The following is a 12,121-nucleotide window of genomic DNA, read 5'->3' as shown; positions in this document are numbered from 1 at the left end:
TTATTCCTCGTCCTCGCTGTGCTTTTTATGAGCAGAGTGCTCTGGCATAGCGTGTTGCATTGCACCGTGAGAGCCATGCGCTTGCATATATTTCATTACGATTGAATGGAACATATCTTTATCTACGCTGGCATAGTATTTAACTGGGTCGTATTCACTTGGTTTTGCAAGTTCAACATAGCTTTGCTTAGTCAGTGCAGAGCCGGTATTTTTTACTTTGTTTACCCAAGCATCGAAATCAGCTTCAGTTGCTGTTGCAATGGCATCGAACTTCATTCCTGTGAAACCTGCACCACTGTAGTTAGCAGAGAAACCTTTGAAGATACCTGGCTCATCAGCGATTAAGTGAAGCTTTGTTTCCATGCCTGCCATTGAATAAATTTGGCTACCAAGCTGTGGAATAAAAAACGAGTTCATGGTGCTTTCTGAGGTGATCTTGTACTGCACTGGCACATTGGCAGGAAAAACAAGCTCATTAACTGTGGCGATGCCTTGCTCTGGATAAATGAATAACCATTTCCAGTTCAAAGATACAACCTCAACAGTAAGGTGCTTACCTTTACCCTCAAGTGGTTTATATGGGTCAAGTTGTTGCGTTGACTGCCATGTGATCACACCTAAAATTGTAACGATAATGATAGGTATGGTCCAAACTACAGCTTCAATCTTATTAGAATGCGCCCACTTTGGAGCATAAATTTCTTGATCTCGTCCATCACGGTATTTCCATGCAAAATAAATTGTCATGGCAATAACTGGAATTACAACGATCAGCATTAACACCGTAGCTACGATAATTAAATACTTCTCGTCGACACCAATTTGACCTTTTGGATCGAGTACCCCGCCTTTACAGCCAGACAAGGCCAGCACTAAAGACGCTAGAGCAATATTACAAAGGTTTCGAATTGACAAAGGAATATCCTACAACCTAAAAGTTAACACTTGTCGAAATAAGAACACGACGCTTTTCTGCAACAGATGCTACAGATATCCCTCGGCTGACTAACGAGCACGACAAATCGGCACGCTAAAAAGTGAGGGAGTTTAGGTTGGCTGACTGAAATTTGGGCGTAAAAAACCCACTAGGTGCTTAGTAAAGACAACTTAGAAAACGACTAAAATGGCTGAACTTAAGCAACAAAGCTTATTTACAGACAACCACTTACACGAGGAGGAGCACGACAGCCATGAGCGCTGTGTACTACTAAAGACTTTATCGTTTCACGCGCAGCGAAGGCCGCTTTACGTAAAATGACACCTGCACGACGCGCAGGGAAGAAATGGAAGACCAACCAGCATAAACCAATAAGTAATTGGCAAGATACCACAGGGTAAGCTAAAAAACTCAACACATTAAGCAACGGTGTTTCGTATAAAGCACCTTCGCTTAATAAGCTTCTTAGCCCTTGAGCATCTTCTACTGTGCCGTTGATTAGCATGGCTGAATTAATCAGCAACAAGGCTAAAACTGACATTAGCTCTTTACCAGCAAAAAACGCACGCGCAGCCAATTGCAATCTAGCTAAGCTAGACTGTTTGACACCTTGTGACTGACTAATTGCTCGCAAAACTCACGCCTTTTTATCGCTTTTACTGCATTTTGGGTAAGCGGCTTACCCTATTTTTAAATGCGGTAACATGATCTTCATCAATAAAGTTTCAGTAATTACTGAAATTTCGATGTGGAGTATAACAAAGTCAACAGACGGTACAAGTAGAAATTAACAGCACAAGGTTAAGTGTTGTTTAGCTAATTGCTAATGAGCTGTAAAAAAAGCCATTTATCAAAGCTAAGTAGTTAAAATTAAAAGTGTATTTTATATAGCAAAAAGCAATGAATAAAAAGAAAATGACATATAAACAAGGATTAAACACACACTTACTCAGTAGCAATCAAAGCTTTAATACTGAACAAGGATTAGCCAAACCAGTTTAAATATAATATTCTACAAATCATCAAAACAAAGAATAAAAGAGATAATTATGCGTCAACATGCACTCGCCGCAGCCCTTTTAACATTAAGTACCAGTACACTCGCAAATACAATTGAAGACACCGTAGCGAGCGGCTTGAACAAACCTGCTATTTACTACGCCGATATAGAACCTTACTTAAAAAACGCAGCAAAGCACCCAAGCGTCACACTAAAACAAATCGGCACCTCATTCCAAGGACAGGCACTTAATTCTCTTAAAATCGGCAACGGCCCAATCAAAGTGATGATGTGGAGCCAAATGCACGGCGACGAAAACACAGCAACTGCCGCACTAATGGACTTTTTAAGCTTTATAACTGCCGATGAAAATGCAAAGTGGCTTACTAGCTGGCAGCAGAAAATAACCCTTCTCATCATTCCCATGGTTAATCCAGATGGCGCTGCAATGCAAACTCGTCATAATGCTCAAGGTATTGATTTAAATCGTGATGCTAAAGCTCTTCGCACAAAAGAGGGGCAAATACTCATGGCTGTTGCAAATGAATTTAAACCTGACTTTGGCTTTAATTTACATGATCAAAATGCATATTACGGTGCAGGTAAAATGGGTAAACAAGCCACTATTTCAGTGCTAGCACCCGCCTATAATGAAGCAAGAGAAGTAAATAAAAGTCGTGGAGAGGCTATGCTGTTTATTGCCCATTTAGCCAAATCGGTTGAAACAATGATCCCAGGGCACTTAGGAAAGTACAACGACAGTTACTCTTTCCGCAGTTTTGGCGATACCTTTTCAGAAAAAGGGATCCGAACTATATTAATTGAATCAGGCGCTTACCCAAACGATCCAAACCGACAAATAGCCCGCAAGGTTAACCGTGTTTTATATAAGAATGCAATCGATTCGTTAACTACGGGAGCATGGAAAAACGCGAAAATAGCCCAGTACCAGGCCATTCCATTTAACGCTAAAGACAATTGGGTCGACTTATTAATAGACGATGTAACAGTAAATAGTGAGCTAGGTGATTACCAGATAGATATTGCAGTCAATAACAAAGGACAGTCACCCATAATTAAAGAATTGGGTGATATAAGTAGTATCCGCCAAGGTTACACAAGTTTAGATGCAAGCAGCCTAAGCTTTAAAGCAGGAAAAGGCTTTGTCTTAAATAAATCGTTAACGCTTACAAAAAGTAATTACAAAGAGCTTTTAAAACAAGGCTATAGTTGTTTCTCTGGCGATATTGGTAAACTAGAAAACTCATCAAAATGGCCTGTTTATGCCTGCAAAAGTGTATTTACATCAATACCATCGCTCCATGCCCCTGCTGCTTTTTTGTTACAAGCTAACGGTATAAATAAGTACGCAGTTTTAGGCGCTGAATTAATTAATTTAGAATAAGCACACTTTAAAAAAGACAGGCACTCTTAAAGTGCCTGCTGAATCTTCAAATACTTTGGGCTTTTTAACCTAGAATACTTGCTTCTTAGCCAGCCCACCCTATTAACTTATTTAATTAATAAAAATCAGGATGAAAGACTTAGGTTTGTAAAAATGGAAAGCACAAGTTAGCTGCAAGAATTTGCAAAAAGTTACAAATGATTGAAATTAAAAATTAGCTAGCAAGTAATAGCTTACAATTTGCTAGGTTACTTCGTCGCTTACGAGCAGTTTTACTGCAATAATTTTCAATAGCAGCTACTCGACCTGCAGCTCCATGAAATAAGTTTTCAAACTGAGTTGTTAACGTTAACCAGTTTTTCGGTTCGAAATTCAGCCTTTTAAGGATAGAAGGTAAATGATGTTTTATATATCCGGGCTTATCCGTACCAATACAACGCCCAGTTTGCTCCACAAGCAACAGGTATGACTCTAACTCAAAAGGTATTCCCTTTGATTTATACTTGTTCATTCCACCAACAAAATGAGCAAGTAGCTTAGGCTGCTTTGATTCCTTCACGCTTTGGCATCGCTTTTTAAAACTAGTATAATCAGATTGCTCTGGGGTGCTCGCAGCTTTTGCGCGAACGGGGTTTAAATCAACATATGCCATGCACGCTAAAAGCGCTGATTCATCAAGTAATGCTTGGCTCTTAAAACGTCCTTCCCAAAAGTGCCCTGTACACTCATCTTCTTTATTTGCACGTCTGGCAATATACTCATTAAGCATTCGCATGAACCAACTAATGCTTGAAAGGCGGGCTCTGTATTCTGCAATCTCTCTATTTAAGAAGACTTGTTGCCCGTCACTTAACGGCTCACCATGAAGGAATTTTTGACCTAAAGGCGTCATTTTACTGAGCTTATACCAGCGTAAAAGAATAGCCTTATCAGATAACCTACTTGCTTTTTTATCATCAACATAAAGCACTACATGAGTATGATTACTCATAACGGCATAAGCACACACATCAATACAAAATACCTTTGCGAGAACAAGCAGGCGCTCTTCGACCCATCCTCGGCGGTGTTCATATGATTTACCTGTGAGTGCATCTTCTCCGCATAGAAAGGCGCGTCTAACACAACGGGATACACAGTGATAATACTTAGTATTCGACAAACAGATTTGCCGCTTCCTTGCTAAAGCCATCGTCCACTCCTTGAACTGATAATTTGAAATGCATTAGCTGTAACTAAAGTGTAGACAAAATCTTTTTTGCCGCAAGAATAAGTTAATAGATAAAAGTGACTGTCCGTGTAAATGAGTTTTACTTTTAACGTCGTAATCCTATGCTTTTGCATATATAAAACCTTCGAATATGCATAATTGCTTTACTTTTCGCTAAATGATTTCCTGCTACCTTTAAGTAAAGAACCTAGTTTATGAGGTATATAGTGAATAAATTAAATTGCTTGCTGATATTAGTACTGCTTGTATTTTCAAGTGTAGGGTATGCTGGAACTGGTCTCGCAATTGATCCTAGTAAAGCCCAAGCGTACACCCCCGCCCCTGAAAATTTAAAAGCTCGAGAACGTTTTCAAGATAATAAGTTTGGCATCTTTTTACACTGGGGACTGTACAGTCAGCTTGGCGGTGTAGGAAGCCCCTATGGAGCCGAGTGGATCATGGAAGATTTACGTATTTCAGGCCCTAAGTATCAGCGTTTGGCTGAGTTTTTTAACCCAACTGGTTTCGATGCAGAACAGTGGGTTAAGGCGTTTAAAGATGCTGGAGCAAAGTATATTGTTATTACTTCAAAGCATCATGATGGGTTTGCTATGTACGATAGTAAAGTATCTAATTTTGATATAGTCGATAGTACACCTTATAAAAAAGACCCTATAAAAGAGCTCGCTAATTCAGCTCATAAACATGGTTTACAACTTTTTTTTTACTACTCTCAGCTTGATTGGCATCACCCAGATTACTACCCATGGGGCCGAACAGGCCATTACACTAAGCGAGAAAAAAGTGGTGACTGGGAAAAATACCTGCAATTTCAAGATGCACAACTAAAAGAGCTTTTAACTCAATATGGGCCCATTGGTGGTATTTGGTTTGATGGTTGGTGGGACCAGGAAGACTCTAACAATTGGGATAACTGGCAACTACAACGCACTTATAAAATGATCCATGAATTACAACCAGCAACCTTAATCGTAAATAACCATCACAGATTTACTGTTCCGGGAGAGGATTATCAGGGCTTTGAACAACAGCTGCCTACTAATCAAGAACGATTAGGTGAATTACCTTTAGAAATGGCACAAACAATGAACGGTAGCTGGGGGTTCAGTTTAACTGATGATAATTACAAGACAACTAAAGAGCTCGTACAAACCTTAGTAAGTGCCGCAGGAAGAAACTCTAATTATTTACTAAATACTGGGCCTATGCCTAACGGCAAGATCCAACCAGAAAACCTAAAAACTTTTGCAGAAATCGGCCAGTGGCTCAAGGTGTTCGGTAAGAGTATATACGGTACTCGAGGCGGCCCTATTTCCCCGCAAAACTGGGGAGTTAGTACCCATAATAATAAGAGTATTTTTATTCATATTCTTAACTGGCAAGCAGATAGATTAAGCATTGAGCTTGCAACTCCCATCAAGTATGCAACTAATTTAAGAACTTCAAAACCAGTTAACTTTAAACAATTTGAGGGCGCAATTACTTTAGAAGATTTGCAGTTTGATAATGAAGAATACGTTCAAGTCATCGAGTTAAAGTTAAATGATTAACTTCTTAAGAGCTAAGGCTTAAAATCAAATATGATTGTCTAAGTAAAATATATTTAACAGTGACTGTCCTTGTAAAATTTAGGCATTAAAAAAGCGCCTCAAGGCGCTTTTTTGTGGTTAAAGAATTTGATTCTCTTTCCAAGCTTGTTCTTTTGCCATGCGCTTTTTGCGCTTATCACACGGGTCGTCGCAGTCGCAGGCTTTGTCGATACCAACAGCACCTAGGCCGCCACAACTACTGGCCATAGATTTCTTTTGCACAATCATACCGACAGCCATCGCTGCCACAATTAAAATAAGTAGACCAAATGTAAGAAGAAAAAGTGACATTGCTTTGCCCCTATCGTCAGCAATTAAATCAAGCCCAACCTGTTGGGCTGTATGCATTATAAACTGCTTCTTGCCCTGCTACAAATAAGGTTTAAATGCAGGGCTTGAATAAGTTACTAAGCCATTGTCTGACTTACCAATTAAATACACTGGCAAATCATGTTCTTCAGCATATTTTTGCGCGCGCTCCATGCCCATTACTGTAAGCGCTGTGGCTAGGCAATCTGCAGTCATTGCTGATGGGTGCAACACTGTAACTGATACTAAGTCATGACGACTAGGCATACCTGTTACAGGATCAATTAGATGGCTATATGTGACACCATCCATTTCGTAAAAAATTCGGTAATCACCTGATGTCGCAATACCATTGGTACCAGGCTCAATCACTTTATGCACTTTACGAACGCCTGGCTCAGCATCAGGCTGTTCAATTGCAATTTTCCACGTGATGTTGTCAGGCTTAATACCCGATACACGAAGCTCACCACCAATCTCAACCATATAATTTGTCAGACCATGGCTTTCTATCACTTCAGCGACTTTATCAATACCATAGCCTTTGGCTGTAGCCGAAAACGATAGCTCTAAACCATCTATTGTTTTCATCAAACCTGCATCAGTAAGTTCAAGCTTATCAACACCAATCTTAGCAACCATTGCAGCCAATGCTTCATCACTTGGGCGTTTAGTTGGCTTTTTATCTGGGCCAAAACCCCACAAGTCAATAAGTGGCCCCATAGTAACATCTAACGTTTTTGTTGATTCACCAAGGCGAATTGACTCTGCTACCACGTTTCTAAAATCAGCGCTAATTGGCATCACCTGCCCTGCTGGTAACTGGTTAAACTGGTTAATTTCTGAATCTGGAATGTAAGTCGACATAGATTGATTTACATCTTTAAGCACTTGCTTAATTTCAGGGTGTAAATCAATGCCTGCAATTTTTGAAGACTCAGCGTACACCTTTATGTGATAGGTGGTACCCATTGTCTTACCTTCAAAATAAAGCTCTTCGACCTTATCTGCTTGGCTGCAACCAGCCATGAGTAAAGTAATAGTTAGTAGAAAAAAGGCCATCAAACCTTGGCGATAAAACACTCTATTCATAGCATTCACCTTTTGGATACCACGCATTGTAGGTATAGAAATAAAAAAGCCTCGTAACACTGTGTGCTACGAGGCCTGTATTCTAACCAAAACTTATTGTTTTGTGTATGGTGTTAGCCACCGAAGTCATCTAATAAGATGTTTTCGTCTTCTACACCAAGATCTTTTAGCATGTTGATAACAGCCGCGTTCATCATTGGAGGACCACACATGTAGAACTCACAATCTTCAGGCGCTTCATGATCTTTCAAGTAGTTTTCATAAAGTACGTTATGGATGAAGCCTGTGTAACCTTCCCAGTTATCTTCTGGTTGTGGATCAGACAGTGCTGTGTGCCATACGAAGTTATCGTTTTCTGCAGCTAAGCCATCAAAATCTTCTACGTAGAACATTTCACGCTTAGAACGTGCACCATACCAGAAACTCATCTTACGCTTAGATTTTAAACGCTTAAGTTGGTCAAAGATATGTGAACGCATTGGTGCCATACCTGCACCACCACCTACGAATACCATTTCTGCATCAGTGTCTTTCGCGAAGAACTCACCGAATGGACCAGAAATAGTCACTTTATCACCTGCTTTAAGTGACCAAATGTACGAAGACATTTTACCACATGGAAGGCTTAGGTCTCTTGGCGGCGGCGTAGCGATACGCACGTTAAGCATGATGATGCCTTCTTCTTCTGGGTAGTTAGCCATTGAGTATGCACGAATTGTTTCTTCGTCTACTTTAGACTCCAGATCGAAGAAACCGAAGTGGTTCCAGTCGCCACGATACTCTTCAGGAATATCGAAGTCAGCATATTTAACGTGGTGCGCTGGTGCTTCAATTTGAATATAACCACCTGCACGGAATGGTACAGACTCACCATCAGGAATTTGTAGTTTAAGTTCCTTGATGAATGTCGCTTTGTTATCGTTAGAGATAACCGTACAATCCCACTTTTTAACACCGAAAATTGACTCTTCAAGTTCAATTTCCATGTCGTTTTTAACATTTACCTGACACGCTAAACGGCAGCCTTCACGAGCTTCACCTTTAGAGATGTGATCAAGTTCTGTTGGTAAGATATCACCGCCACCTTCTTTGATGTGTACACGACACTGACCACAAGAGCCACCGCCACCACACGCAGATGAAACGAAGATACCTGAATCAGCTAGCGCGCCTAATAGCTTGCTACCTGCTGATGTTGTAATAGCTTTTTCTGGGTCGCCATTAATACCGATGGTGATATCGCCGCTTGCTACTAATTTAGATTTAGCACCAATGATAACTAAAACTAAAATAACAACGATAGCGATGAAAACACCAACGCCTAAGAAAATCTCATTCATGATTTATCCTCGCTACCTATTAAAGTGAAATACCAGAGAATGACATAAAGCCAAGACCCATAAGACCAACAGTGATGAAAGTAATACCTAAACCACGTAAGCCATCAGGAACGTCTGAGTACTTCATTTTTTCACGGATACCAGCAAGTAAAGTAATTGCTAGTGCCCAGCCCACACCTGAACCGATACCATAAACAACAGACTCGCCGAAGTTATAGTTACGCTCAACCATGAAAGATACCGCACCGAAGATTGCACAGTTAACTGTGATCAGTGGTAAGAAGATACCTAACGCGTTGTAAAGTGCAGGGAAGAACTTATCTAATGCCATTTCAAGAATTTGTACAAGTGCTGCAATAACACCGATGAAAGTCAAGAAACGTAAGAAGCTAAGGTCTGCTTCTGGGTAGCCAAGCCATTCTAATGCACCTGGTGCAAGAACAGCGTGATAAACCAAGTTATTTACTGGTACTGAGATACCTAGTACAACGATAACTGCCACACCTAGGCCGATTGACGTTGTTACTTTCTTTGATACAGCAAGGAAAGTACACATACCTAGGAAGAAGGCTAAAGCTAAGTTTTCAATGAAAACTGCTTTTACAAATAAACTAATATAATGTTCCACTGCTCGCCCCTTACGCTTTTGCTTCTACTTGGTCTTTCTTGAAGGTACGAAGTACCCAAATAAATAAACCAATAATGAAGAATGCACTCGGTGGTAAAATCAATAGACCCATTGGTTGATACCACCCACCGTTTTGTACTAGTGGGATAATATCAACACCGAATAGTGAACCTTTGCCGAATAACTCACGGATGAAACCAACAGTTAATAGCACTACTGAGTAGCCTAAACCGTTACCAATACCGTCTAGGAAAGACATTAGCGGTGGTGACTTCATTGCGTATGCTTCAGCACGACCCATTACGATACAGTTTGTAATGATTAGACCAACGAATACAGAAAGCTCTTTTGCTGTTGCATAAGAGAAAGCTTGTAGTACTTGGTCAACAACGATTACAAGTGATGCAATGATCGTCATTTGCACGATGATACGTACAGATGATGGGATATGGTTACGAATTGACGAAATAAACAAGCTAGAGAATGCAGTTACTAGCGTCAATGCGATTGACATGATAAGTGCATTTTTTAAGCTTGAAGTAACCGCTAGTGCAGAACAAATACCAAGTACTTGTAGTGCGATCGGGTTATTTGCGAATACCGGGCCAAATAGGACCGACTTCATTTCTTTAGTATCAGCCATTATTTCAACGCTCCTTCACGTACTTTCGCAAGGAAAGGACCAAAACCGTTTTCGCCAGTCCAAAAGTCAACTGTGTGATCAACACCGTTTGAAGTTAATGTTGCACCAGAAAGACCATCAATTTGATGTTCGTTCTTTGCACCGCTCTTCATGATATTGATTGGTAACTCTTTACCTTGCCATTTAGCAGTCCATTGTGGATTTTGAATTTCACCACCCAGACCTGGCGTTTCGTTGTGCTTGAAGAAATTGATGTTCTTAACAGTTTCACCATCGCTTTCAAGCGCTAAGAAGCCATACATAACACCCCAAAGGCCGTAACCTTGGATAGGTAGAATGATTGCATCAACTGAGTCGTCTGGTTTTTTCGAGATATAAACAGGTGAATTTTTTGTCATACGCTGAATACCAGCGATGTCTTTAATTCCTTCTGCTTTTAACGCAAAGCTACGTGCTTGGTCAAACTTAGTTTTCTCGAAATCGAATGAGTTAGGATCAACACCTTCAACAAATTCACCAGTGTTCATATCTACTACACGTGCTTCGATTCTAGAATTGAACGTATCAGATACAGTACCTGACACTTCAATATCAGCCGCAGCTAAGATATTACGTTGGATATCTTGTGTTTTGTTAGCTTGCTGTAAAGGACGAAGCTGAACTGAAGCAAACGATACGATGATTGCACACACTAAACATAGTGCAACAACAACGGTTAGCGTTTTGCCGATTGATTCGTTATTACTAGACATTACGTGCCAACCTCCGCTTGATATTAGCTTGCACTACAAAGTGATCGAATAATGGTGCAAATAAGTTAGCAAATAAGATTGCTAGCATCATACCTTCTGGGAATGCCGGGTTAACAACACGGATCATTACAACCATAAAGCCGATTAACGCACCGTAAGCGAACTTACCTTTGTCAGTGAATGATGCAGATACTGGGTCTGTTGCCATGAAGAACATACCAAATGCAAAACCACCAAGAACTAAGTGCCAGTGCCAAGGCATAGCAAATACTGCGTTAGTTTCTGAACCAATTGTATTCAGTAAGAATGACGTTGCAACCATACCTAGGAATACACCTAGTACGATACGCCATGAAGCGATACGCACGTAAATTAGGAATAAACCACCGATTAATAGTGCTAGTGTTGACGTTTCACCTACAGAACCTTGAATGAAACCGTAGAACGCATTCCACCATAGTTCCATGTTGCTGTAATCAAGTGAACCAACCACTGCTTGACCAAGCATAGTTGCACCAGAGAATGAATCTACTGCAGTCCATACTGTGTCACCTGAAATTTGCGCTGGGTATGCGAAGAATAAGAACGCACGACCGGCAAGAGCAGGGTTAAGGAAGTTACGACCTGTACCACCAAAGATTTCTTTAGCGATTACAACACCAAACGTAATACCTAGTGCAACTTGCCATAAAGGAATCGTTGCAGGTAGGATTAGTGCGAATAGTACAGATGTTACGAAGAAACCTTCATTTACTTCGTGCTTACGCACTGAAGCAAATAACACTTCCCAGAAACCACCCACAGCAAACGTTACTGCGTATATTGGTAGGAAGAAGCAGGCACCGTAAAACATTTTCGCGCCCCAACCAGATTCAGCAGTTAACTCACCACCGAATAATTGGAACAGACCAACTTGCCATGTATTTGCTAGTTCAAAACCTTGTGCTAAAGCACCTGCGGCCTGATGACCGATGTTGAACATACCAAAGAACATTGCAGGGAACGTTGCCATCCACACTAAAATCATCATACGTTTTAGGTCGATGTTATCGCGAACGTGTGTTTTGCCTTTATTTACGTAACCAGGCGTATAAAAAATAGTCGCTGCAGCTTCGTAAAGCGCATACCATTTCTCGTGTTTACCACCCGGTTCAAAATGCGGCTCAATATCTTCTAGAAATTTCTTTAAACCCAT

At 40.5% G+C, this 12,121-nt stretch carries 12 protein-coding genes; 2 read left to right on the top strand and 10 right to left on the bottom strand.

Going from position 1 to position 12,121, the window contains the following annotated elements; all coding sequences use genetic code 11:
* Together cyoA and AAEU31_RS00275 are read right to left on the bottom strand one after the other, a co-directional pair.
* Complete coding sequence (cyoA, locus tag AAEU31_RS00280; RefSeq protein WP_421966114.1) at positions 1-915, bottom strand: ubiquinol oxidase subunit II; 915 nt, start codon at positions 913-915, stop codon at positions 1-3.
* A gap of 236 nt (positions 916-1,151) precedes the next feature.
* Complete coding sequence (locus AAEU31_RS00275; RefSeq protein WP_135923745.1) at positions 1,152-1,571, bottom strand: hypothetical protein; 420 nt, start codon at positions 1,569-1,571, stop codon at positions 1,152-1,154.
* 415 nt (positions 1,572-1,986) lie between these two features.
* Between AAEU31_RS00275 and AAEU31_RS00270 the strand changes: the two genes are divergently transcribed.
* Complete coding sequence (locus tag AAEU31_RS00270) at positions 1,987-3,342, top strand: M14 family zinc carboxypeptidase (RefSeq protein ID WP_421966113.1); 1,356 nt, start codon at positions 1,987-1,989, stop codon at positions 3,340-3,342.
* 214 nt (positions 3,343-3,556) lie between these two features.
* Here AAEU31_RS00270 and AAEU31_RS00265 read toward each other — a convergent pair whose 3' ends face one another.
* Positions 3,557-4,534 carry a transposase gene (locus tag AAEU31_RS00265; protein ID WP_421966112.1) on the bottom strand — a complete coding sequence of 326 codons (978 nt, stop codon included), beginning with the start codon at positions 4,532-4,534 and terminating at the stop codon, positions 3,557-3,559.
* Between the two features lie 245 nt (positions 4,535-4,779).
* Between AAEU31_RS00265 and AAEU31_RS00260 the strand changes: the two genes are divergently transcribed.
* On the top strand, positions 4,780-6,123 hold the full coding sequence (locus tag AAEU31_RS00260) for an alpha-L-fucosidase (RefSeq protein WP_421966111.1): 1,344 nt from the start codon (positions 4,780-4,782) through the stop codon (positions 6,121-6,123).
* 117 nt (positions 6,124-6,240) lie between these two features.
* Here the strand turns inward: AAEU31_RS00260 and nqrM are convergent, their stop codons facing one another.
* The 7 genes from nqrM to AAEU31_RS00225 form a co-directional block, all read right to left on the bottom strand.
* The gene (nqrM, locus tag AAEU31_RS00255; protein ID WP_036966498.1) at positions 6,241-6,453 is read right to left on the bottom strand and encodes a (Na+)-NQR maturation NqrM; all 213 of its coding nucleotides are present in this window, start codon (positions 6,451-6,453) and stop codon (positions 6,241-6,243) included.
* Between the two features lie 78 nt (positions 6,454-6,531).
* Positions 6,532-7,563: an FAD:protein FMN transferase gene (locus AAEU31_RS00250; protein WP_421966110.1), complete on the bottom strand. Its 1,032-nt coding sequence runs from the start codon at positions 7,561-7,563 to the stop codon at positions 6,532-6,534.
* A gap of 113 nt (positions 7,564-7,676) precedes the next feature.
* Complete coding sequence (nqrF, locus tag AAEU31_RS00245; RefSeq protein ID WP_135923740.1) at positions 7,677-8,903, bottom strand: NADH:ubiquinone reductase (Na(+)-transporting) subunit F; 1,227 nt, start codon at positions 8,901-8,903, stop codon at positions 7,677-7,679.
* 19 nt (positions 8,904-8,922) lie between these two features.
* On the bottom strand, positions 8,923-9,531 hold the full coding sequence (gene nqrE, locus AAEU31_RS00240) for an NADH:ubiquinone reductase (Na(+)-transporting) subunit E (RefSeq protein ID WP_016708692.1): 609 nt from the start codon (positions 9,529-9,531) through the stop codon (positions 8,923-8,925).
* A gap of 10 nt (positions 9,532-9,541) precedes the next feature.
* Positions 9,542-10,174 carry an NADH:ubiquinone reductase (Na(+)-transporting) subunit D gene (locus AAEU31_RS00235; RefSeq protein ID WP_054554281.1) on the bottom strand — a complete coding sequence of 211 codons (633 nt, stop codon included), beginning with the start codon at positions 10,172-10,174 and terminating at the stop codon, positions 9,542-9,544.
* Entirely contained in the window at positions 10,174-10,926 is a 753-nt protein-coding gene (locus AAEU31_RS00230; protein ID WP_138557283.1) for a Na(+)-translocating NADH-quinone reductase subunit C, read from the bottom strand. The genes AAEU31_RS00235 and AAEU31_RS00230 overlap by 1 nt, the downstream gene beginning before the upstream one ends.
* Entirely contained in the window at positions 10,919-12,121 is a 1,203-nt protein-coding gene (locus AAEU31_RS00225; protein ID WP_135923738.1) for an NADH:ubiquinone reductase (Na(+)-transporting) subunit B, read from the bottom strand. The genes AAEU31_RS00230 and AAEU31_RS00225 overlap by 8 nt, the downstream gene beginning before the upstream one ends.

The sequence above is a fragment of the Pseudoalteromonas thalassia genome, from assembly GCF_049257215.1.
Lineage (GTDB): Bacteria > Pseudomonadota > Gammaproteobacteria > Enterobacterales > Alteromonadaceae > Pseudoalteromonas > Pseudoalteromonas lipolytica_C.
This window is presented reverse-complemented; position numbering and strand designations above follow the sequence as displayed.